The organism is Bacillus sp. FSL K6-1033 (assembly GCF_038630765.1).
GTDB classification, from domain to species: Bacteria; Bacillota; Bacilli; order Bacillales; family Bacillaceae; genus Bacillus; species Bacillus altitudinis.
The window spans coordinates 2003655-2025799 of record NZ_CP152041.1; the positions used below are offsets into that span (position 1 = coordinate 2003655).

The following is a 22145-nucleotide window of genomic DNA, read 5'->3' on the forward strand; positions in this document are numbered from 1 at the left end:
CTTCTCGTGGTGTGGACATTTGTTACGATTCAGTTGTTTGCTTCCTAGGCCGGCGTTTTCCCCAGTATTGATAATAGTCTGTTTTAATAAATCCATTAAACAGTTTTCTCTTTTTCGTCGCTTTTCTTCCGAAACACTCTTCGAATTTTTCATGTGACGTTAAAATGTAAATGGACCACGTATCTAGGTTTTTCAATGCTTCGCCCATGCCTTGATACATTTTTTCCACAGCTGGCTTATCGCTGAGACGTTCACCGTAAGGCGGATTTCCGACAATCACACCATACTCATCTTTTGTTTGAAAGTCTTTCACTTGCATTTGCTTAAATTGAATCAATTCACTAAGTCCAGCTTCTTCTGCGTTCAGTTTCGCAATCTCTACCATACGATGATCAATATCGCTCGCGATAATGTGAAGCGGCTGATCATAGTTCGCCTTTTCTTCTACTTCAAGGCGTGCTTTGTTCCAAACGTCCTCACCGATCCATTCCCATAATTCAGATGCGAACTCACGGTTAAATCCAGGGGCAATGTTTTGTCCAATCATCGCTGCTTCAATAGCAATTGTTCCTGATCCGCAAAAAGGATCGACAAACGGACGGTCAGGTGTCCAGTTCGTTAATAAGACAAGCGCCGCTGCAAGGGTTTCTTTAATCGGAGCGCCCCCTTGATCTGCACGGTATCCACGTTTATGAAGACCCACACCAGACGTATCAAGCGTCAGCAATACTTTATCTTTTAAAAGGGCTACCTCGATTTTGTATTCAGGGCCTGTCTCTTCTAGCCATTCAGACTGTATGTTGTAAGATGATCTAAGCTTTTGCGCGATAGCCTTTTTGACGATGCGCTGACAATCCGGCACACTGGCAAGCTGAGATTTAACAGATTTACCAATGACGGGAAATGTGCTATTTTTCGGTAAAAATGCGGCCCAGTCAATGGCTTTAGTCTGTTCAAAAAGCTCATCAAATGTCCTAGCCGAAAATTCAGCAACTTGGACTTTGATTCGGTCTGCTGTACGCAGCCATAGATTCGCACGGCAGATGGCAAGCGCATCTCCTTGAAAAATGACTTTTCCGTTATCTACGGTGCACTCATACCCGAGGTCTCTTACTTCTTTTGCAACTATCGCTTCAATTCCCATTGGCGCTGTTGCGATGAGTGTATAGGTTTTCATTTGTTTATCACCTGTTTTCTCGTTCTTTTCTTAATCAAGATAAAAGCTCTCCATATGTAGAAATAGGAGAGCTTTGATTTCATCATGTTTATGATAACGGATATAACGTTCTGTAAGCCATGTTTTGTTCCATCGTACTGCAAACGGCAAAAGCCTCGTACTCAGGTGGTAATCATCTATCTACAGAATTCTCTGTCCTTCTCTCCGTTTGGTTCCTTTGAGAAAGTTCCCCTACCAAGTTTGGGTTTCTCGCTCGAGGGGTTTACCGCGTTCCACTCTCACCATTTCTAGTGAGACTTCGTCACTGTGGCACTTTCAAGGATACTTTGCCATATCCTAAAAGGACGTAGGCATTTTTCCTGCCGTCAGCCTTTCCCAGGCTGCCCTGGCTTATTTTTTCGCCAGGCACGAACACTACGGGCATCTCAGCACCGTGCGAGCATGGACTTTCCTCTGCAATGTCAAAGCATTACAGCGATTACCCGAACGTTAATCAACATGCGTTATTATAAACGACAATGTCATCTGACACAAGCTTTTTTGGTATTACTCAATCATAAAGTTTGCTGCCGAAAACGTGTTTCTCAAGATTAGATAGTCTTTTTAAAATATCAAAGTTTGTTGTATTGGACTGTGCAGGCTGTCTTTTCCCTTGCTCAACCGCTTCTTCAAGCTGTTTTGACAAGTGAAGGTTTTCTTGTTGGAGTTTTTCAATTTCTTGATGGAATGTCTCATAGTCTTTAATGACCATATCTAGAAATTTATCGACTTCTTCTTGTTTATACCCTCGGACACCTGTTTTAAATTCTTTTTCTAAAATTTCTTTCGCAGAAAGCTTTACTTTATCAGCAAGCATCTTTTTCACCTCATATCGTGAATTCATAGTATATTTTTTCAGAAATACGTGACGTTGTCAAATTTTCTCTTGCTTTTAGTCAAAAAACGGATCTTCCGCCTCAACCTGTGCTCTTAAATCATCCATTGTGATATACATAATTGGGTAGTCGGTATAGGTTTCAGCTTCTTTGATCATATATTTTGGCGAGCCTTCGTGCTCGGGATCATATAAGACGAGAAGGCCGTCCGTTTTTTCAATAAAAAAGCGGTTCTTTTGTTTAAATTGTGCCGGACTTTCATACGGTCTATGCGTGACACTTTCTACAAAATCAGCTTGTGCAAGAACGCCTTCATACAGCTCTTTATTTTGTTCATTCCAGCGCTCTTCCTGTTCATAAAATGGTGTAATGACAGCAAGTTTTAAATCTGGAAACTCCTCTTGAAGCTCAAAGACCACTTCAGCTGTCCATATTTCTGCCCCTAACTGACCTGAAATGAGCACCCATTCCAGCCCGTCTTCAATGAGTGCCGTCAGCCTTTTCCGAAGTTCCGCTTTTATGTATTGAAGTGCAGGCTCGTCTTGTTTGAATATCCCAAGCTCAAATGGCTTGTACCCTGTGACAGCAATATTTTTCATTTTTTCACCTGCTTTTAAAAAAAGGGACTTATAAAAGTCCCATTTTCACTTTATCTGTTACAGCAAGGTCCACCGCAGTTAAAGTGTTGATGTGTTGCCGGGTCCACCTGAGAAAACGTATGCGGGAAGTAGTGAACATGTTGGAAATTTTGGTGATGAACATTTGTTACATGCTGCGGGTGGATGTGCGGCACAATTGTAGTTGACTCACTGTGCGTACAGCAGTGATTCGTTGGATGTACAATTGGCTGTGTAACATTTGGATTGCAATGATGATGATGGTACATGTAGCATTCCCCTCTCCTTGATTTTCTTACATTAATAATGTATGAATCAAGAGGTGTACATGTACTAATGCATTAACCTATTTTAAAAGTTTGCAAGAAAAACATCTTTATAGTTTGAAAACACAAAAGCGACCAATATGACAACAAGAAAAAACAAGTAGAAAAGACCCTTATACATGCTCTACGCTCCTCATTCAATATCTAACGTTATTTTACAGGATTCGTGACTTTTCTACAATAAAAGTGCTAAACAATTTTTATTTTCGGCCGAGAGCCGAACGTTGTCATTTTTTGCGCTTTCCCAGGCAATAATTTCATTGCCCAGCTTTTCTTAAGAGCCTCTTTTCTCGCTTGTCAAGTTCCACAATGTCTCGTTCACTTAAAGACGATCGTGATAACAATGTTTGGGTAATGGAAAGGGCTGCTTTTGGATCTTTTTGACGGTGTTCTTCATACTTTGCAAGCTCTACACCCGCTTTTAATCTTAAATGAACATCACTTGATTCAAATAGACGTCTCCATATGCATGCCGCTTCATCCCATTGTTTTAATCGCTTGTACTGTAACGATAGATCATAAGCTGCTTGATCCGCATGCTCAAACGCTGCTCCCGTTAATTCTTGCAGGTGCTTTGTTGCTTCCTGCACATCACGGTGAGCAAGATGCCACTTAGCTAATGCATATTTCTCATCGTCTTCCTTCACCGCATCTTTGGATAAGATTTTTTTAGACAAATGAATGTAGAGACTGATTAATGATAAGACATCAAGTTCATTGTGAGTCAAAATTCCTTCAATCAGTTTCGGGTTTTGTTCCTTTAAAAAGTGAAAATAGATCATTGGTGCGAGGAACCCCGGTGTATCTCCCTCTCGATTGACGTGCAGTTCCTCTTTTTCTACAACCGAAAGAGCCATACGCTCATATTTATGTTTCCACAATCTCCTTGACCCATGCAGAAGGTCAAAATGACCAAATTCAGGTAGAGCAGGTATTTGATCGCGTAATAGTGTATGCCTCGTTTTGACTTGAGGCCAGTCAAATGATTTTCCATTATATGTCACGAGCGATTCGACATCCACCTCACTAAGAAAGCTTTTGTAAAGTGCCGCTTCATTTCCTGGATTCGTGAGCAAATGTTGTTTTACCACCACTTTATCTGAATAAACTCTCGCATGCCCAAGCAGAAAAATCATATTTCCCGTTCCGCCAGATAGTCCTGTTGTTTCTGTATCGAAGAAAAATAGCTCGTGAGGCTTGTAGCCTTTTGCAGAAAGAGAATGCTGAATCTCACTTTTGTTCCATGCACTCACCATCTCCGGCAGTTCTGCAAATGAATATCGCCCATGCTGATGGTCAAGTGGATAGGTCACTTCCCGAATGAGGCAGAAAGAGTCTTCAAAGTAGTAAGGAGCTGCACTTAATTCCCCCCACTCTTTTAGAAATGGTATGGTTTCAGCCGTCACAGTGTGCGTTTTTCCCTCTTTTACTGCCCCACGCTTTTCATCTGACTGATTGTGCGACAGGTGTTTTTTCATTCTGTTTAATTTTCCTTTTAATGACATAAGTAGGTCTATTCCCCCTTCCCTTAAAATCCTGCCATCAATTGAATGATACTGCTTTTTCCATCGATCTCTTTCATTTCCATACCAATACAAGATGGACAGCCGTTTTCGCAGCTGCATCGCTCAATCAGCTGAGTGGCTGCACGGGCAATTTCATCAAAGCGAGCCTGGACCTCTTTACTTAAACCGATTCCACCTGGGTAATGATCATATAAAAATACGGTCGGTTTCCCGGTATGGGCTGCCTTTATTTGAGAAATGACATGAATGTCTGAACGGTCACACATGACAAACGCCGGAACAATATGCTGAAGAACATTGGCAATACCGAGCAACAGCTGTTCAAGTGTTTTTTCTTCAAATGTCCGCTCTGCTTCATGTAATTCAAACCAAGCAGCACTCGTATGAATCTCTTCTTCAGGTAAGTGAATCGGGCCGGAACCGATATTTTCACCGGTTGATAACCGAATTTTTTTGAAAATAGTCGGCATTGCATTGACGGTCACATCACCGTAGTGAACAGATACCGCCTCTTTCTCTGTTGTTTGATCAATTTCAAGCACCTTGAGCTGAACTGCTAAATTCGCATCTGTATAATATTCTACATCGACTTGTTTCACATAAGCCTTAAGATGCTCATAATCTAGCTTATCCACTTGATACTGAACCCCTTCATGTAAATAAATCGCTTCATCATGAAGTAAAGTCATCGCACTGAATCGATCCATCTCCCCAATAATTCGAACATTCGCTACATCGGATTGATCGACAATGACGACATTTTCCTGACTTGCAGATCTCAGACTGATGCCATGAGCCGGGAACGATTGATCTGACCAATAATAACGGTTCCCGCTGAAATGAAGAACCCCTTCTTCATGTAAGTATTGCAAAATTTCTTCTACTTCCATACCGCCAAACTGTTCATCTTCTCGAAACGGTAGCTCGTAGGACGCACATTTTAGATGATCGACTAGGATGATAAGGTTCTCAGGATTGATTCTTGCCGATTCAGGTGGTCTGTTAAAGAAGTATTCAGGGTGTCTGACAATATATTGGTCAAGTGGCGATGAGCTTGCGACCATGATAATGAGTGCTTCCTCATGACGCCTTCCAGCTCGTCCAGCCTGCTGCCACGTACTCGCTACACTGCCAGGATATCCGGTCATGATACAGACTTTTAGCTGTCCAATATCTACTCCTAATTCTAGTGCGTTTGTGCTGACAACACCGAGAATGTCTCCTTCCCTTAAGCCTTTTTCAATCATGCGCCGCTCTTTCGGCAAATAGCCTCCGCGATAACCACGGATCGATTTAGGACCAATTTCTTTTTTCACTAGTTCTTGAATATGACTTAGGATGACTTCAACTCTTACCCTACTTCTAGCAAAAACAATCGTTTGAATTTTTTCTTTTAAAAATGTTTTAGCGAGCTGATTCACAACAGTGGCCGCACTTTGTCTAATATTTAATGGCTTATTGACGACTGGCGGGTTATAAAAGACAAAATTCTTTTTACCGCTAGGTGCTCCGTTTCGTTCAATGAGATGCACCTTGCTTCCGGTCAGCTGCTCTGCAAGCTCTTTCGGATTCGCAATGGTCGCTGATGTACAAATAAAGGTCGGGTCACTTCCGTAAAATGCACAAATTCGCTTTAGTCTTCGAATGACATTGGCGACATGACTGCCAAACACGCCTCGGTATGTATGAAGTTCATCAATGACAATATACTTTAAGTTCTCAAATAAACTGACCCATTTCGTATGATGAGACAAAATCGCTGAGTGCAGCATATCTGGATTTGTGATGACAATATGTCCTGCCTGTCTGACGCGCTGGCGAATCGCTGGGGAGGTGTCCCCGTCATAGGTTTCACTGTGAATTGGAACATCCATCTCATGAATGATTTCGTTTAATTCACTTTTTTGATCTTGCGCAAGTGCTTTTGTTGGAAATAAATAGAGGGAGCGGCTTGTCTGATCTTCTGCGATCGACTGAAGAACTGGCAGATTGTAGCAAAGCGTTTTACCTGAAGCTGTAGGTGTCACAGTCACCACATTCTCACCATCCATCACACGTTCAAAGGCTTCCTTTTGATGAATGTACAGTTCGCTCACACCTCTTTTTTCAAGCGCCACTTTGAGCCTGTCATTTACTCTTTCAGGAATTGGAGAAGTCAGTGCAGGCTTCGCTTCAATTTCATGCCAATGCTCGACCTGTTCGTCTTTTTTTAATTCTTCTATGAGTTCGTTCATTGTTTTCTTCTTCATCTGGTATCCACCTCTCATTCTAGTGTACCGAATATTTGTTTGCATGACTAGGCGGCAATTTTTTGATGCACCGCTTGTGAGCAAATATTTTGATGTGTTGTAACAATATCTATTACACTTCTATAGTGAAATGATTTTATCAAGGAAGAAGATGATCAGATTGAAAAACGAATTTAAGCCTTTATTTGAACCTTTTACATTCCCAGGGGGTGCCTCTATTGATGGCCGTTTAGTCGTTGCACCAATGACACACTTCGGTTCTCATGAGGATGGCACGATCTCAAAGGAAGAAATTGATTTTATTACCGCTAGATCAAGCGAAATGGGCATGGTCATCACCGCATGTGCAAACGTGACGCCAGATGGTAAGGCGTTTGAAGGACAGCCTTCTATTGCAAGGGATGAAGATATACCTGGCCTTCAAAAGCTTGCTTCTGCGATTCAAGCGAAAGGAACAAAAGCCATTATGCAAATTCATCATGGCGGCTCTCAGGCTCTCCCTCATTTAGTCCCAAACGGTGATGTCGTTGCGCCAAGTGATGTATTTAAAGATGGAAAACAAATTGCGAGAGCTTTGACAGAAGAAGAAATTCCTCACATCATCGACTCATTTAAAGAAGCAGCAAGGCGCGCAATCCAAGCAGGATTTGATGGGATCGAAATCCATGGAGCGAACGGATATTTATTACAGCAATTCTACTCCCCGCATAGTAATCAGCGTACAGATCAATGGGGCGGAAGCGAAGAAAAACGTCTCGCATTTCCAATTGCAGTTGTAGATGCGGTGAAAGAAGCAATCAAAGAGCATGTAACAAAACCATTTATCTTTGGGTATCGATTATCACCTGAAGAACCAGAAACACCTGGTTTAACCATGACAGAAACATTTACTTTAGTGGACGTACTTAAGACGAAAAACCTTGATTACTTGCATATTTCTTTAATGGAGATTGACTCTAAGGCAAGACGTGGTGCTGATACAAGTAAGACGCGGATGGAGTTATTAAAAGAGCGCTGTGGTGACACGCTTCCACTCATCGGCGTCGGCAGCGTCATTACAGCTGAGGATGCACTGAATGCATACAATCAAGGGATTCCACTCATCGCTGTTGCAAGAGAAGTCATTGTTGATCCCGATTGGGCAGTAAAGATTAAAGAAGGCAGAGAAAACGAGATTGAGACCGTCATTAAACGCAGTCAAAAAGACAAGTACATGATTCCAGAGGGTTTATGGACTGTCATGGAAGCAAGTAAAGGCTGGGTTCCAATGGAGGATTAATCTCCTCAATAAAAAAACTACCCTATCAACTCAGGGTAGTTTTTTTGGATTATTTCATTTTCACTGTAAAAAGCTTGGACGTCTGCTTTTCTACAGAGCCCTTAGGTTCTTTGTCAAGATGTTCTACTAAATCACCATTCATGATGACAATTGGTGTCACTGTGCTTGCCGCTTTTTCTTCAATCAGCTCTAAATCACACGTAATGAGAGGATCACCTGCTTTCACTTTATCCCCTTCTTTTATGTGTGCTTCAAAGCCTTCACCATTTAATCCAACCGTTTCAAGTCCGATATGAATCAGAAGCTCAAGCCCCGAGAGTGTTCGAATCCCAATTGCATGTTTTGTATGGAAGAGTTGAATAATTTCACCATCTACTGGCGAAACAATGGTTCCGTTTTTTGGTTTTACAGCTACGCCGTCTCCCATCATCTTTTGAGAAAAAACGGGATCTGGTACATCGGTCATATCCATTAACTCTCCATCAACTGGAGAATAAATGACTTCTTCCTTTACATCATCTTGGTTTTTTCCGAAACCGAATAATTTTTTCAGCAATGTTCATTTGCTCCCTTCAAGCTTTGCTTCTAGATCTATTCAGCGTATAAACTTTCACGCCCATACACCTTGCTTCATTCAACACTATTTAATCATAATTTTTTCCTCTCATCAATTGATAACCGCCTGAGCCCCTTTTGCATAGGCTGTAGATGAGAGGTGATTCAAATGAAACATGAAAGTGAAAAGAAACACGAGTTGTTAACAAATGAAGACATTCTATATGAAGCAATTGAACAATTTTTTGCATCATCGCCGTTTCACGACATTTTAAATAGTGCAGAGGCGCTGATGACCACGAGCCATTCACTTGCATCCATTACAACCGATGTGACAGAAGATGATCAATATGTATATATTGAGATTCGATTTCCAGACCATTTTGTCGAAGGTGATATCGCACTAGAAGTGAAAGCGCAATATTTACACTTATCGGTACAGGAAAAAATCAAAACAGACACGACTTCCTCCTATTCAAGCTTTACCAAAACCATTTTAATGCCTGCAAAAATAGATGAAACCAATATGAAGAGCGTTTGGAAAGATCAATCACTTCGTGTGACTGCGCCAAAACAAACAACCCAATAGATGTATATCTATTGGGTTTTGCTATGCTTTAAAAATACTAGTAAATCCTTTCGCCAATGAGCCCACTTGATTCATTGTACTCATCATTTGTCCAGCAGTATCAAACATTTTATTAAAATCGTATTGCCCATTCGTTTTTTTAAATTGTGACAGCACACTTTTAAATTGAGATGATTGCTGTTTTTGCGGCCTTGGCAAAGGATAAGGATTCATAGGCTGCTGCATAGGCATCATGCCCGGCGGCTGCATTTGCGGCTGATTCATTGCTTCAGGCTGCGGCTGATAAGGCTGGAAGTTTTCCTGATATCCAAAAGGCGGCTGATAGCCTGCAGACGGCGGCTGGTTCATTTCACCTTGATATGGGGGCATGAAATATTCTGGAGGCTGCGGAGGCTGCTGCATATCTGGATACGGAAAAGGCCGTTGCTGAAATTGATTCATTTCATAAGATGGCTGGTTTGAATAAGGGAACACGTATCTCGCTCCTCTCGCTCTGAAAACATATTGAAGTCAATGATATATTATGTTCAGGAAGCAGAAGATGTGCCTACAGCAGCCATAAGAAAAACGCAGGCTGTTTCATCAGCTGCGTTTGTTGATTTCTTCTATTAAAAGGTTCAGTGTATAAATCACTGACTCAACTAAATTTTTCACACGAGGTGCATGCTGTTTGCCAAAATAAGATTGCAGCACAACCTCTTTTCCATTTTCTTGGACGGCTTCAAGCTGTTCTTGATGTAAGTATCTAGGTTTGGCCTGATGAATAAATGAGGTAGCAGCAGTAAGCCACTCTTCCATTTGCTGATCAAATTTGACAACGGCCGGTTGAATATCGTTGTAAAAATCATAAACTGGGTATTCCTCTTCTGCCTTTCCCTTTAGGTACTGCTCGTATGCTTCTTCGATCCACGTGATCAACTCTTGTGTATGTTTAAGTAATGTTTGATTATCCAAAGTGTTCACCTCTATGAACCATCCTATCAAACGTTTACTTATTGCTCAAATAGAAAAGCTATCCGGCGTGATATGCGGGTCTTGCCTGCAGCTTATACTCTGCTGCATGAATTTTCAATTCACATTCCTTCACTTCAGATTCAAGACGGTCAATGATTTGTTCTTGCTCCTCTACGGCAGCGTTTTTTGTTTTTTTGACAGCTAAAGACAGTTCTTCTTCCACCGCATCAATCTTTCGCTCAATTTCCTCTAACAACTGCATAATGGATTCTTTTGATACAAATTCGCTCATCATCAGATTCCTCCTTTATCATCTCTCGTTACATTCTCTTTTCTTTTGCTCCCTCCTTCATACATGACAAAACTAGAACTAAATCGCCAATCTAAGTGAAGATAAGCGCAATTTCTTCCATTTCGACACGTGCTTGTCCTTCTTTGTATGATCGCGTCCGATTGTGTAAATTCTAAGGACAAAGGAGGTAGATGTCATGAAAAAGCAGCAAGCACCAAAAGAGCAAAAAACAAAAGGGAAAGAAAATAGTACAGATCAGCTTGATAAAAAGCTCGGCGGCCCTAACCGTCCATCCACGTAAAAAAAGCAGGTACCCCCTGCTTTTTATTTATGCAAAAAATAGTGTTCTAATGAGAAAAGAAAACGAAGCTGCCTTTTTTTATGAAAATACCAGTCGGTCAGCTCAATTTGTTTTGGTAAGCGCTCTGCTTCAAACAAGGATGGACTCAATTTCTTTTGAAACCAATCTTCCCTTTGATCGTCTAATGAATGTGTCATGACTGGATACACCGTTCTGAGGAAAGGGCTTGACCTTCGCGCAATCCCTAAAAACGGTTCAAAATCAAATCGAGATCCCGTATGCGGCACGGTATGCAAAAAGTGATAAAAATCCGAAAACAAATCGGCTCGAAACAATAGTTTTGCTAGCTTTTTCCCTAACGTAATGCGCTCTTTTACTTGGGAAAACTTTCGTATGGTTAACCCATACAAATGCCCGTCTACTGTCGGAAAAACGACGGTTTGAAAATGTGCCCACTCGCTGAAAAGATATTGAATCGAGTGAAAAACATTCTTTTTCAGGAGAGGATTTTGTATAATAGGAGATTGTATAGTATATTGTTCATTTATGATGAGTGCATGCAGCAGTCGCTCTGTGTCACGCGTTTGCCAAAATCGTTCCCACTCAGCGCTCATAAAACGAGACACACCGAAATGGGGCAGCAGATGAAATAAAGGTTTGCGGCACCTTTTTGACCATTCATACAAGAGAAGCTGCGGGTAAGCATCTGAAAAGATCAACCAATTCGCTCTTTCATATGCTGTAAAGAACAGATGCCCTTGCTGATCCGTTAAACCCGGATGGAAGAGCTCGCCTTTTAAATCTGTCATCGACCATCCAGCATTTCTGGAGACAAAAGAAGCAAGCAGAGACCATTTCATCTCTGGATGACGGTCATAAAAGCGCTTGTACGCATTTGTCCTTGTCAGGTTGTCCTTATTTTTCGCTTTCGTTTCATGTAAAATATGCTGGGTAATCATGTGCTCTTGTTGTGACAACATGGTGATCTCTCCAATACAAAATGCATTAAAAGGAGGCTGAAACTTGATGATTCGGTATCCTAACGGAAAATCGTATCAGCCCATTCAACAAATTGGGACAAAAAAAAGAATCAGCGGCGAATCATCTTATAGTAACCGCGGGATGACGCTTGAAGCTGACTTAAATGAAACGAACCAGTACTATTTGGTCAACGGGATCGCAGTCATTCATAAAAAGCCTACCCCTGTTCAAATTGTCAATGTGGATTATCCAAAAAGAAGCGCTGCTGTCATTAAAGAGGCCTATTTTAAACAATCCTCCACAACAGACTACAACGGGGTATACAAAGGGCGTTATATCGATTTTGAAGCAAAGGAAACCAAAAGCACCACCTCGTTTCCGCTCAAAAATTTCCACGACCATCAAATTGAGCATATGAAACAGGTTGAAAAGCAAGGCGGTATTTGTTTTGTTATTATATCCGCATTTGGTTCCGTTTATTATTTGTCCGCTACTGACCTCTTCTTCTTTTGGGAGCGGCAGCAGCAAAACGGCCGTAAATCCATTAGCAAAGATGAATTAATGGAAGCAGGTCACCTCATGACACTTGGATATTCGCCAAGAATTGATTATATTAAAGTAGTGGAGACACTTCATTTTTCGGATGACAGCAAGCAACATTCACGTTCGAAAAAGGTTTAACACGAAAGGTTGAGATGTGATGTCTGATCAATTTACAAGTCGTGAACAGCGACGTAAAGCAAGTCAAGAAAACAATAAGAAGCAAAAGAACAAAAAAGGCAAAAAGAAAGCAGGTCTATTTAAAAAAATATTTTTATCTTTACTCGTGATCGGTCTTCTTTGTTTAGTAGCCGGAATCACAACTTTTGCCGTTTTTGCATCAAGCGCTCCTTCTATTGATGATAGCAAGCTAAAAACGCCGTATTCTTCAAAACTTTACGATAAAGACAAAAAAGTCTTTGCAGAAGTCGGGGCAGAAAAAAGAACGTATGTCTCGATTAAAGATATACCCGATGTGGTAAAAGACGCGTTTATTGCAACTGAAGATGCACGTTTTTATAAACACCACGGGATTGATCCTATCCGTATTGGCGGTGCTCTTGTCGCAAACGTCGAGGACGGTTTTGGAGCAGAAGGTGGAAGTACGATTACACAGCAGGTTGTGAAGAACTCCCTGCTTAACAATCAAAAGACGTTAAAACGTAAAGTACAGGAAGTGTGGCTCTCGATTCAGCTTGAGCAAAAATACTCTAAAGATGAAATTTTAGAAATGTATTTAAACCGTATTTTCTTCTCTCCTTATGCTTATGGTGTTGGGAAAGCGGCTGAACAATTTTTCGGAGTGACAGATTTAAATAAACTAACTGTTGCACAGGCTGCCACACTTGCAGGTATGCCGCAAAGTCCATCTGCCTATAACCCAGTGAAACATCCAGAGGCAGCGGAAAAACGCCGTAATATCGTTTTAGGCCTAATGAAAAAACAAGGCTATATTTCAGAGAAAGAGTATGAGGAAGCAAAAGCAACACCTGTCAGCAAAACCGTTGTTTCAGCTGATAAATATAAGAGTCAAAACTCAAGTAAGTACTCTGCTTATATTGAAGAAGTCATGGAAGAAGTACAGAAAAAAGCCAAAGTAGATGTATCAACAGATGGATTAAAAATCTATACTTCTCTTGATCGAAAAGCTCAGGATCATCTGGATGACATCATCAATGGGGATTCAGCCGGATTTACGAAAGGTATGCAAGCTGGAGTCACCCTGCTGGATACAAAAAATGGTGAAATTCGTGCCATTGGTGGTGGTCGTGATGTGCCAGCCGGCGGCTTTAACTATGCCACTGATGCAAAACGCCAGCCGGGATCTACAATTAAACCAATTTTAGATTACGGTCCTGTAATTGAAAACAAAAAATGGTCAACATATCAGCAAATTGATGATGCGCCTTATACGTACTCTAACGGTACACCTATTAACAACTTTGACAGAAGACACTTAGGGAAAATGTCGATGAGAAGTGCTTTGGCACAATCACGAAACATCCCTGCTTTAAAAGCTTTCCAAGAAGCTGGTACAGATAATGCTGTTCAATTCGCCAATAACTTAGGTTTGGACTTACCTTCTGACATTCCTGAGTCTTACTCAATCGGCGGATTTGACGAAGGTGTCTCATCTCTTAAAATGGCTGGTGCATTTAGTGCATTCGGTAACAACGGATACTATAATGAACCGCATGCCGTAACGTCTGTTGAATTTAATGACGGGACGAAGCTTGACTTAACGCCAGATTCTAAAGCAGCCATGAGTGATTACACTGCATTTATGATCACAGATATGCTGAAAACTGCTGTACAATCTGGAACAGGTACACTCGCACAAGTACCGAATGTTCAAGTAGCTGGTAAAACAGGTACAACCAACTTTACACAAGATGATATTAATAAATACAACATCCCTTCTGGCGGGGCGAAAGATTCATGGTTTGTCGGTTACACGCCGCAATACACAGCAGCTGTGTGGACCGGAATCGGCAACTCAAAAGATGCAGACGGCAAAATGTGGCTCACGGATTATGAACAACGTGTTGCCAAAGTTGTCTTCCAGAAATTAATTTCTCAAATTGATGATGGAAGCGGCTCATTTGAAAAGCCAGACAGTGTCGTTGAAGCAACGGTTGAAAAAGGATCAGATCCAGCGAAGTTAGCTGGACCAAACACACCAAGTGATAAGAAGACAACGGAATACTTCGTCAAAGGAACTGTCCCAACAAAAGTTTCTGACACATATGAAAAGAAAGAAGCTGACAAACCATCTGACTTAAAAGCGGTGTATGATGAAGAGAAAAAATCGATTACACTCACTTGGGGTTATGATGACGATGCAGATGCAACATTTAATGTGAAGCAAGCGGTCGATGATGGCGGCTATAAAGACATTCAAAACAGCTCTTCTAAAGAAGCCGTCATCTCTGATGTGAAGCCAGGATCCACCTATAAATTCCAAGTGACAGCGACTGTAGACGATGTCACAAGTAAAGCTGCTTCTACCTTCCTCACCATTAAAGATGACGAAGAAGAGGAAGAAAAAGCAGATGATGAGAACAAAGAAGAAGAAGAGCCACAGCAACCTGATGATGAGCAGACAGATCAAACAGATGATAATCAAAACCAAGGTGGCACTGATGAGCAGAAGCCTGATGATAAAAAAGATCAAGGCGGAAATACCGAAAATGGTGATGGCTCAGACAGTACAAATGGAAACAGCAACTCACAGAGCGATGCCAATAAAGATAAAAAGAAAGACGACGAGAAAGCCAATTCTCAAAGCTCAAATACTCAGTCAAATTCTACTTCTCGCAAAGAAGACGAGTAATAAAAAAGCACTTGCCCTATGTGGCAAGTGCTTTTTTAACGATTTTGTTTTAACTTTCTGAGTGCTTCGTATTTTCCATACTGCTTTTTGAGCTCTGTGTATAACTCGTCCAATTGAATAAAGCAATGATATTGAGTAGGTTTAAGCAAAATAAACTCTAATCGTTCTGTCCAGTTAATGGGGGCTACTGGAAACGTCTGTTGTTTAATTTCCTCCCAATCAACGGTTTGAAGCTTCTCTCCTTTGATCCAGTAAAACATTGCGATCATACTGACAATGCCTTGCAGCATATCATCCTCTTCACACCGAGATTTTCTCGTTTGAAAGCGAGGAAGCATGTGGTCTTTTAATTCATTCCACAGATCAAACATCAAAGGAACAAATTCTTCCGTTTTCTGCCACGGTTGCTCATCTAGTAAAGGTTCTGAAGATAGATCAAATGCGAGTGGATTGATTCTTAATATATCCTTTTTTTCGTCGCTTATCTCTACCTTTTTCTCTTTTAGCTTTTCGACATATGAGGTAAAAACAGCTGCTCCGCTCATGCCAGCTTCACCAGCCCTTTTTTCAGCCTCTTCTGCCCTTCTCTGCACATATCAAGAAGTGGACAAGATTCACACTGTGGTCGCTGCGCCTTACAGTGATATCTGCCAAAAAAGATGAGACGATGATGGGTCACGGACCAATCCTCTTTTGGCACCTTCTTCATTAAGGTTTGCTCTACCTCAAGAACAGAATCCTTCCAGCGGCAAATCCCAAGTCGTTTGCTGACGCGCTCGACATGTGTATCTACTGCAATGGCGGGAATTCCAAAAGCGACAGACACAACGACATTTGCTGTTTTCCGTCCAACCCCTGGGAGCTTGATTAGCTCATCTCGATCTCTTGGCACTTCACCGCCATAATCTTCAATCAGCATTTGGCTTAATTTTTGAATGTTTTTTGCCTTATTACGATAAAGACCGATCGAACGAATATCCTGCTGCAACTCTTCAAGCGGCACACTTAAATAGTCTTCTGGTGTTTTATATTTTTGAAATAGATGTTTGGTCACTTTGTTCACTAAAACATCTGTACATTGCGCTGAGAGTGCGACAGCAATCACTAGTTCAAATGGATTGGAATGAACAAGCTCACACTCAGCCTCTGGAAACATATCCCCTATAATATCTAAACATTCATTGATTTGTTTTTTTGATAACATGCCTTCTCCTTTATTGGTTATTGTTCCAGCCAATTATAAAAAGGAACTTGTCGTTTATATGAAGATGTTTCTTCTTTTGAAGGTGGGGCTTTTTGCTGCGAACGGAAATGCTGGCTATGCTCTTTCGCTTCTTCCGCTGTTTTCAGCCCTTTCTTTTTCCACTCAAACAATATTCGATCGATATAGCGAAAATTTAATTTTCCTGATAAAACGGCTTCTCTTAGAGCAAGACGAATCATCTCAGCATCATGATGGTCTTGGTCCATCCAGATCGAGAGTGTCTCCCCTTCAAGAGGAGAAAGTGGTCTGCCAAACTCATCTTCAAATAGCGCATATAAAGATTTTTCAGCCTGCACATGATTCTTTTGCAGGTCTTTCGCCTGTTTTGCTTCTAAAAAGTCATACAGCACACCCCATAAGGGTTCTACCGAGTACCGGTCATGCTGAATACCAGACCTGTCTTCAAACGGCTGGATCGAAATAAACCCTTTTTGAATCAAATACTGCACCATATAAGCACATTCTTCGGCCGAAATGGTCATACCATGTGAAAGCTCTTCAAATGTCTGAAAAAAGACGCCTTGTTCTTCATTCATTTTAATCTTTAACATGACCATCATTTGTGATTCATTCAGTCCTAATTGCTCATAATGGGCAATCAGCAAATTAGGCAAACTGGTCGAACCCATTTTCTGCATATCTATAAATTGCTGCCTTTTCATCGGATACACCTCTTCACTTTCAGTATATCACGTTTTCTCATACGTGCTGCCCTTAAGACGTTTGAAAAAGCCTCCATATGTTGGAGGCTTTCACGTCTTAAGGATATAAACGGTTTAATAATCTTGGGAATGGAATTGTTTCACGCACATGCGGCGCTCCGCTAATCCAAGCAACTGTTCGTTCAAGTCCAAGACCAAAACCTGAATGTGGTACAGAACCATACTGTCTTAATTCTGTGTACCATTTGTACGTTTCTTGATCTAACCCATGTTCTTTTAATCTTGCTTCAAGCAGATCTAAATCATGAACACGTTCAGAACCGCCGATAATCTCTCCATAGCCTTCTGGTGCAATTAAATCTGCACAAAGGACGACATCATCACGGTCTGGTGCAGGCTGCATATAAAATGGTTTTAATGAGGTTGGGTAATGAGTGATAAAGACTGGTTTATCATAGCTTTCGGCGATCGCTGTTTCATGCGGCGCACCGAAGTCATCTCCCCATTCAATGTCATCAAATCCTTTATCCTGCAAGAATTTAATCGCTTCATCATATGTGATGCGCGGGAATGGTGCTTTGATGTTTTCTAATTTTGCTGTATCACGGCCAAGTGTGTGCAGTTCTACTTTACAATTTTCAAGTACACTTTGAACAACGTGAGACACATAATTTTCTTGGTACTCAAGGTTCTCATTAAATTCAACAAATGCCATCTCAGGCTCGATCATCCAGAACTCGATTAAATGACGTTTCGTTTTCGATTTTTCTGCTCTAAATGTTGGACCGAATGAGAATACTTTTCCGAGTGCCATCGCAGCAGCTTCCATGTAAAGCTGTCCACTTTGAGAAAGGTATGCATCTTCATCAAAATATTTAGTAGCAAACAGCTCTGTTGTTCCTTCAGGAGCACTTCCTGTTAAGATTGGCGGATCCACTTTCACGAAGCCTTCTTGATGGAAAAACTCATATGTAGCACGAATAATTTCATTACGGATTTTCATAATGGCATGCTGTTTTTTAGAACGCAGCCATAAATGACGGTGATCCATTAAGAATTCTGTTCCATGTTCTTTTGGTGTAATTGGGTAATCTGTTGCTTCGTGAATCACTTCAATGGATTTCACTTGTAATTCAAAACCAAGTGGTGAACGTTCGTCTTTTGTTACTTGTCCTGTGACATAGACCGATGTCTCTTGTGTCACTGATTTCGCAAGCTTAAAGACTTCCTCTTCCACCTCTGCTTTTACAACGACTCCTTGAATAAAGCCTGTCCCGTCGCGAAGCTGCAAGAATGCAATTTTCCCGCTTGAACGTTTATTGGCAATCCATGCGCCGATTGTTACTTCTTCATCGACGTGTTTAAACACTTGATTAATAGTTGTTTTCAACATATTTCCCTCCAAAGCCAGAAAGAAACTCACCTTGTTAGATAGGTGTGATTCTTTTTTCATACATTTTATTATAACCGTTCTAAATCAGCATGGTCAACGCAAGACAGAAGAAACTACGGTGTTAAATTTTTTTCCACTCGTCCTGTCGTAAAATCAACATAGCTGAAACTATATTGGTTGTTCTCATTTAAGTACGTTACTTCCCAAAGGAGGACGTCACCTTCTCGTGCTAATTGAACATTTTTTAGCTTAGAAATGGTGTTCTCCTTTTGAACGGCTTGTACTGCTTGGTTTGAAGTAATGCCTTCTTTTGCTTTTTTAGCAATGACTTTTTCTTTTTTGCTGGCAGGTACCCACACATAGATCGCTTCGTTTTGTTTGTTTTTACCTTCCACAATAAATTGCTTTTCTTTCCCAACAAAGGTATCCACTTGCTCTACTTGTGCTAATGATGCTTGCTTTTTTGCTCGTTCAATCGCTGCCTGATGACCTTCTTCTTTTTGTCCCATGGCAATTTGATAAATCCACGAAAAGCTAATGATGCCAATGAGTAAAACGAGCGCAGCAATGGATGAAATAATCCAAACTATTTTTTTCATGTCAAGCTTCCCCTATGTGCGATATATGGTAAATATCGCTTGATTTTGATCTTCTTGATCTAATGCTAATCCAAACATAAGATCTTCCCTTTTAAGCGTTCTGTTCAGCAAATCGACGATTTTGTATAGGTCTTCTGAATGCTTAATTTGAACAGTTGAAAGTACCTCTATTTTACTTTCCACTTCTAATTCCTCCTCGGTACGTAAATATTGTTAGTCATACTTTTCAATGTGAGAACCGATACTATTTTTACAACGGAACATAAAAAGCCGTTACGATAAATTAACTCCAAACCCACACCAGTGAAAGGCCGCTTATGACAGCGGCTTTTCGTTGTTGAGCTTTTCTATATACGCCTCAAGCGACTCTTTGGACATCTCGTGAACTGGCGCATGATGAAGTGATTCTAAAAATAGTTTTCCATACGAAGCGGTTTTCACTCGGCGGTCTAAAATCAGTAATGTTCCGATGTCTTTTTCCGAGCGCAGCAAGCGGCCTGCTCCTTGCTTAAAGGTTAACACAGCTTCTGGGAGAGCGACGGCTTTAAAGGGATTCTTCCCCTGTTTTTTTGCGGCTTCACATTTTGCTTCAATGAGCGGTGAATCGGGCGGTCGGAAAGGAAGCCTTGCCATAATGACGGTCGTTAGCTCTGAGCCAGGAAAATCCACACCTTCCCAGAAACTCCCTGTTCCTAGCAAGATGGCCTGCTTAGCCAATTTGAACATTTTTGTCAATTTTACAGGGCTCCCGCCTGTCAAACCTTGAGCAAACAAGGCCGATTGCATACCTTCTGATTTCAGCTCTTCATACACTGCTTTTAACATCTCATGTGAATTAAATAATACCAATATTTTCGCTTGATCCTGCTTTTCCATGATCTTAATATATGTTGCAGCTTGCTTCACATATTCGCGTTCATCACGGTTTGTGATCGGCGGCATGTCAGCCGGTACAACGACCTTAAGCTGTTTTTCAAGTTCAAAAGGTGAATCAATTTGGACAAGGTGTGGGTAAAAATCTTGCAGGCCAAATCGTTCCAAGCAATAATCAAAGCGTTGATTGATGGTAAGCGTCCCTGATGTGAGGACAACGCTTTTTTTGTTCATAAAGAACCGATCAGCTAGCAGCTCCCCTGTATCCAGCGGCTGCGCGTGCATAAAGACAGCATTCTTGGCACCCTTTGCATCAATCTCAATCCAAACGGTTTCATCATTGTTTGGTTCAAAGATAAACCGGTACAGCGTACTGCAGAATGTCTGCATAAATGACATCACTTGATCGTATTCTTCTGCTTCAAATGCAAAGTGTTCTATGAACTGATCACTTTTGTGAAGCAACTCATTTTTTTGCTGCTCATACAGTTTCTCACAAGCAATCAATAATGAACAAAGCTTACTCGCTGATTCTTTAATTCGGACCCACTGAGCATGTTTTGAATGATGACGGACTCTATGAATGAGACGATTGATGTCCGCTTTTGGTTTTGTCCTTTTGACAAAAGAATGAACGGTACTAAAAAATGCGTCACTTTCCATCTGAAGCTGCTGAAGATACTCGTCCATTTCAATAAAGGTGTCAGTTGATAAACCTGCCCCATGAAATCTCTTTTTCAATTTCTTAAGCAGCCCGCCATGCAAAGAGCCAAGCTGCGTTAATTTCGCATGAAGCTGGATATAAGACGCACTGTCACCTAGCGTTTCATTGGCTGTTTTTTCAAATTGGTGGGCCTCATCAATCACATAGACATCTGCATGCTGAAAGATAGAAGCTCCTTCTGTTTGAGATAAAAGCAGACGGTGATTCGTCAAAATTAAATCAGCGGTTTGAGCCTTTCGTTTAGCCCGTTCATAAAAACAATGTTCTTTAAAACGGCGTTTTTTCGATGTAAATGGCATGTGCACACAAGAGATACGGTCTTTTATATTTGCAGCTCCTGACGGTAAATTCAGTTCAGACAAATCACCTGTTTCAGTGACAAGAAGCCACATTAAAATTTGCGCTTTTGTTAAGACAACATCATAGTTATCATCTTCCTCATGCAGGACATGCTCAAACTTATCTAAACAAATATAATGTGCCCGCCCTTTAAACACACAGGCGGCTGGCTCAAATGGGAGCAATTGCTTGAGCACCGGAACATCTCGCTGAAGCATTTGCTGCTGCAGTAAAATAGAATATGTACTGATAATGACAGGTTTTCCTGATTTCTTTGCTTCTAAAGCAGCTGGTATAAGATAAGCGAGTGTTTTCCCGATTCCTGGCGCCGCTTCAATTAACGCATACGCTCTTTCATGGAACGCATCTCTTACTTTGTTCATCATCGTGAGCTGGCCTTCTCTTACTTCATAGCCTTCTAATGTTTGAGGAAGCTTCTCTTTTATCTCCTCAAACAGTTGCTCGTCGTCAGCGCCTACTGCATATGTCGATTCAGTGATAGGATTGGTCACATCTTTCACAGCAAAAGATCCTACTTCTACAAGCGAATCATCCTGACTAGAGTGATTGGTTTCAAGCTGCTTAATTAAAAGTCCTATATCACTTAGAAGATAAGAGGATAATCTTCGCAGCTGTTTTAACACATTTGGCGGTGTATTCCTTAATTGATGTAATAAGGTTAAAAATAACATGGCAGTAACTTCCGCATCACTATCCGCCCTGTGCGGGTGGTCATGTGGAAGCATGAGCTCTTCGCTTAATTCAGTTAGCTTATAACCTTCAAGCTCAGGATAAAGAATTCTAGAAATTTCAACCGTATCAATCGCTAGCACATCCAGCTCATTTTTCCCGCATGCTTTTAGTTCATCGTTTAAAAAGTTCAAATCAAAATGAACATTGTGCGCAACAAAATAAGCGCCCTGTATGAGATCATACACCTCTTGGGCAATGTCCTCAAAAAACACCGCGTCATCAACCATGTGCTGCTTAATACCTGTCAGCTGTTCAATAAATCCAGGAATCGTTTTCCCTGGGTTCACATATTTTGAATACCGTTCGACAATTTGTCCATTTTCAATGACCACCGCAGCAATTTGAATGATTTTATCACCTTTTTTTGGTGAATTCCCGGTGGTTTCAATATCAACGACAACAAACCTTTGATCGGTCATAAAATGGACACCTCAATTCCTCGTT

23 protein-coding genes and 1 other RNA gene are annotated in these 22145 nt (G+C 41.1%); 5 read left to right on the plus strand and 19 right to left on the minus strand.

The window, feature by feature from the left end; translation table 11 throughout:
• Positions 1 to 22 precede the first annotated feature (22 nt).
• From MHH31_RS10120 to MHH31_RS10150, 7 genes are all read right to left on the minus strand, one after another.
• Complete coding sequence (locus MHH31_RS10120; RefSeq protein ID WP_342494787.1) at positions 23 to 1177, minus strand: class I SAM-dependent RNA methyltransferase; 1155 nt, start codon at positions 1175 to 1177, stop codon at positions 23 to 25.
• A gap of 108 nt (positions 1178 to 1285) precedes the next feature.
• An RNA gene (rnpB, locus tag MHH31_RS10125) (RNase P RNA component class B) lies at positions 1286 to 1667 on the minus strand.
• A gap of 60 nt (positions 1668 to 1727) precedes the next feature.
• Entirely contained in the window at positions 1728 to 2033 is a 306-nt protein-coding gene (gpsB, locus tag MHH31_RS10130; RefSeq protein ID WP_008344631.1) for a cell division regulator GpsB, read from the minus strand.
• Between the two features lie 75 nt (positions 2034 to 2108).
• Complete coding sequence (locus MHH31_RS10135) at positions 2109 to 2651, minus strand: DUF1273 domain-containing protein (protein WP_045035047.1); 543 nt, start codon at positions 2649 to 2651, stop codon at positions 2109 to 2111.
• Between the two features lie 50 nt (positions 2652 to 2701).
• A complete protein-coding gene (gene cotD, locus MHH31_RS10140) occupies positions 2702 to 2938 on the minus strand; it encodes a spore coat protein CotD (RefSeq protein WP_072368252.1) in 237 nt (78 codons plus the stop codon).
• Positions 2939 to 3252: 314 nt separating this feature from the next.
• Complete coding sequence (locus MHH31_RS10145; RefSeq protein WP_301231530.1) at positions 3253 to 4500, minus strand: ribonuclease H-like domain-containing protein; 1248 nt, start codon at positions 4498 to 4500, stop codon at positions 3253 to 3255.
• 23 nt (positions 4501 to 4523) lie between these two features.
• On the minus strand, positions 4524 to 6770 hold the full coding sequence (locus MHH31_RS10150; protein WP_342494788.1) for a DEAD/DEAH box helicase: 2247 nt from the start codon (positions 6768 to 6770) through the stop codon (positions 4524 to 4526).
• A 160-nt stretch (positions 6771 to 6930) separates the two neighbouring features.
• Here MHH31_RS10150 and MHH31_RS10155 point away from each other — a divergent pair, with 160 nt between their 5' ends.
• Positions 6931 to 8049 carry an NADH-dependent flavin oxidoreductase gene (locus MHH31_RS10155; protein WP_234710323.1) on the plus strand — a complete coding sequence of 373 codons (1119 nt, stop codon included), beginning with the start codon at positions 6931 to 6933 and terminating at the stop codon, positions 8047 to 8049.
• Between the two features lie 49 nt (positions 8050 to 8098).
• Here the strand turns inward: MHH31_RS10155 and MHH31_RS10160 are convergent, their stop codons facing one another.
• Positions 8099 to 8605 carry a PTS glucose transporter subunit IIA gene (locus MHH31_RS10160; protein WP_327859433.1) on the minus strand — a complete coding sequence of 169 codons (507 nt, stop codon included), beginning with the start codon at positions 8603 to 8605 and terminating at the stop codon, positions 8099 to 8101.
• Positions 8606 to 8773: 168 nt separating this feature from the next.
• On the opposite strand from MHH31_RS10160, the gene MHH31_RS10165 reads away from it, so the two are divergent.
• Positions 8774 to 9193, plus strand: coding sequence for an Hsp20/alpha crystallin family protein (locus MHH31_RS10165; protein ID WP_116307053.1), 420 nt, complete (start codon positions 8774 to 8776; stop codon positions 9191 to 9193).
• A gap of 21 nt (positions 9194 to 9214) precedes the next feature.
• Here the strand turns inward: MHH31_RS10165 and MHH31_RS10170 are convergent, their stop codons facing one another.
• The 3 genes from MHH31_RS10170 to MHH31_RS10180 all read right to left on the minus strand — a co-directional run bounded on the left by MHH31_RS10170 (position 9215) and on the right by MHH31_RS10180 (position 10439).
• Entirely contained in the window at positions 9215 to 9667 is a 453-nt protein-coding gene (locus MHH31_RS10170; RefSeq protein ID WP_017359729.1) for a YppG family protein, read from the minus strand.
• A 108-nt stretch (positions 9668 to 9775) separates the two neighbouring features.
• The gene (locus MHH31_RS10175; protein WP_017359730.1) at positions 9776 to 10147 is read right to left on the minus strand and encodes a YppE family protein; all 372 of its coding nucleotides are present in this window, start codon (positions 10145 to 10147) and stop codon (positions 9776 to 9778) included.
• Positions 10148 to 10205: 58 nt separating this feature from the next.
• Positions 10206 to 10439 carry a DUF5446 family protein gene (locus MHH31_RS10180; protein WP_224558417.1) on the minus strand — a complete coding sequence of 78 codons (234 nt, stop codon included), beginning with the start codon at positions 10437 to 10439 and terminating at the stop codon, positions 10206 to 10208.
• Positions 10440 to 10635: 196 nt separating this feature from the next.
• On the opposite strand from MHH31_RS10180, the gene sspM reads away from it, so the two are divergent.
• The gene (gene sspM / locus MHH31_RS10185; protein WP_017359731.1) at positions 10636 to 10740 is read left to right on the plus strand and encodes an acid-soluble spore protein SspM; all 105 of its coding nucleotides are present in this window, start codon (positions 10636 to 10638) and stop codon (positions 10738 to 10740) included.
• Between the two features lie 23 nt (positions 10741 to 10763).
• Here the strand turns inward: sspM and MHH31_RS10190 are convergent, their stop codons facing one another.
• On the minus strand, positions 10764 to 11720 hold the full coding sequence (locus MHH31_RS10190) for a DUF2515 domain-containing protein (protein WP_047945924.1): 957 nt from the start codon (positions 11718 to 11720) through the stop codon (positions 10764 to 10766).
• Positions 11721 to 11766: 46 nt separating this feature from the next.
• Here MHH31_RS10190 and recU point away from each other — a divergent pair, with 46 nt between their 5' ends.
• Together recU and MHH31_RS10200 are read left to right on the plus strand one after the other, a co-directional pair.
• On the plus strand, positions 11767 to 12402 hold the full coding sequence (gene recU, locus MHH31_RS10195) for a Holliday junction resolvase RecU (protein ID WP_342495494.1): 636 nt from the start codon (positions 11767 to 11769) through the stop codon (positions 12400 to 12402).
• 19 nt (positions 12403 to 12421) lie between these two features.
• Positions 12422 to 15094 carry a PBP1A family penicillin-binding protein gene (locus MHH31_RS10200; RefSeq protein ID WP_035702944.1) on the plus strand — a complete coding sequence of 891 codons (2673 nt, stop codon included), beginning with the start codon at positions 12422 to 12424 and terminating at the stop codon, positions 15092 to 15094.
• A 35-nt stretch (positions 15095 to 15129) separates the two neighbouring features.
• Here MHH31_RS10200 and MHH31_RS10205 read toward each other — a convergent pair whose 3' ends face one another.
• The 7 genes from MHH31_RS10205 to dinG form a co-directional block, all read right to left on the minus strand.
• Positions 15130 to 15639: a YpoC family protein gene (locus MHH31_RS10205; RefSeq protein ID WP_178930293.1), complete on the minus strand. Its 510-nt coding sequence runs from the start codon at positions 15637 to 15639 to the stop codon at positions 15130 to 15132.
• Complete coding sequence (gene nth, locus MHH31_RS10210; RefSeq protein WP_008344602.1) at positions 15636 to 16298, minus strand: endonuclease III; 663 nt, start codon at positions 16296 to 16298, stop codon at positions 15636 to 15638. Before nth ends, MHH31_RS10205 begins: the two co-directional genes overlap by 4 nt.
• 17 nt (positions 16299 to 16315) lie before the next feature.
• Positions 16316 to 17020, minus strand: a complete 705-nt coding sequence (locus MHH31_RS10215; RefSeq protein WP_007500879.1) for a DnaD domain-containing protein — start codon at positions 17018 to 17020, stop codon at positions 16316 to 16318.
• 97 nt (positions 17021 to 17117) lie between these two features.
• Positions 17118 to 18410, minus strand: a complete 1293-nt coding sequence (gene asnS / locus MHH31_RS10220) for an asparagine--tRNA ligase (RefSeq protein WP_024718525.1) — start codon at positions 18408 to 18410, stop codon at positions 17118 to 17120.
• Positions 18411 to 18526: 116 nt separating this feature from the next.
• A complete protein-coding gene (gene tseB / locus MHH31_RS10225; protein WP_025207534.1) occupies positions 18527 to 19012 on the minus strand; it encodes a cell wall elongation/penicillin-binding protein regulator TseB in 486 nt (161 codons plus the stop codon).
• 12 nt (positions 19013 to 19024) lie between these two features.
• On the minus strand, positions 19025 to 19195 hold the full coding sequence (locus MHH31_RS10230) for a YpmA family protein (RefSeq protein ID WP_008344594.1): 171 nt from the start codon (positions 19193 to 19195) through the stop codon (positions 19025 to 19027).
• A 132-nt stretch (positions 19196 to 19327) separates the two neighbouring features.
• Positions 19328 to 22120: an ATP-dependent DNA helicase DinG gene (dinG, locus tag MHH31_RS10235; RefSeq protein WP_342494789.1), complete on the minus strand. Its 2793-nt coding sequence runs from the start codon at positions 22118 to 22120 to the stop codon at positions 19328 to 19330.
• Positions 22121 to 22145: the final 25 nt, after the last annotated feature.

Bases quoted from the DNA above. Each gene is read 5' to 3' on its own strand.
- MHH31_RS10150 (WP_342494788.1), bottom strand. From the start codon at position 6,770: ATGAAGAAGAAAACAATGAACGAACTCATAGAAGAATTAAAAAAAGAC.
- MHH31_RS10200 (WP_035702944.1), top strand. From the start codon at position 12,422: ATGTCTGATCAATTTACAAGTCGTGAACAGCGACGTAAAGCAAGTCAA.
- cotD (WP_072368252.1), bottom strand. From the start codon at position 2,938: ATGTACCATCATCATCATTGCAATCCAAATGTTACACAGCCAATTGTA.
- MHH31_RS10135 (WP_045035047.1), bottom strand. From the start codon at position 2,651: ATGAAAAATATTGCTGTCACAGGGTACAAGCCATTTGAGCTTGGGATA.
- tseB (WP_025207534.1), bottom strand. From the start codon at position 19,012: ATGAAAAAAATAGTTTGGATTATTTCATCCATTGCTGCGCTCGTTTTA.
- sspM (WP_017359731.1), top strand. From the start codon at position 10,636: ATGAAAAAGCAGCAAGCACCAAAAGAGCAAAAAACAAAAGGGAAAGAA.
- gpsB (WP_008344631.1), bottom strand. From the start codon at position 2,033: ATGCTTGCTGATAAAGTAAAGCTTTCTGCGAAAGAAATTTTAGAAAAA.
- nth (WP_008344602.1), bottom strand. From the start codon at position 16,298: ATGTTATCAAAAAAACAAATCAATGAATGTTTAGATATTATAGGGGAT.
- dinG (WP_342494789.1), bottom strand. From the start codon at position 22,120: ATGACCGATCAAAGGTTTGTTGTCGTTGATATTGAAACCACCGGGAAT.
- MHH31_RS10215 (WP_007500879.1), bottom strand. From the start codon at position 17,020: ATGAAAAGGCAGCAATTTATAGATATGCAGAAAATGGGTTCGACCAGT.
- MHH31_RS10145 (WP_301231530.1), bottom strand. From the start codon at position 4,500: ATGTCATTAAAAGGAAAATTAAACAGAATGAAAAAACACCTGTCGCAC.
- MHH31_RS10120 (WP_342494787.1), bottom strand. From the start codon at position 1,177: ATGAAAACCTATACACTCATCGCAACAGCGCCAATGGGAATTGAAGCG.
- MHH31_RS10180 (WP_224558417.1), bottom strand. From the start codon at position 10,439: ATGAGCGAATTTGTATCAAAAGAATCCATTATGCAGTTGTTAGAGGAA.
- MHH31_RS10190 (WP_047945924.1), bottom strand. From the start codon at position 11,720: ATGTTGTCACAACAAGAGCACATGATTACCCAGCATATTTTACATGAA.
- MHH31_RS10165 (WP_116307053.1), top strand. From the start codon at position 8,774: ATGAAACATGAAAGTGAAAAGAAACACGAGTTGTTAACAAATGAAGAC.
- MHH31_RS10205 (WP_178930293.1), bottom strand. From the start codon at position 15,639: ATGAGCGGAGCAGCTGTTTTTACCTCATATGTCGAAAAGCTAAAAGAG.
- recU (WP_342495494.1), top strand. From the start codon at position 11,767: ATGATTCGGTATCCTAACGGAAAATCGTATCAGCCCATTCAACAAATT.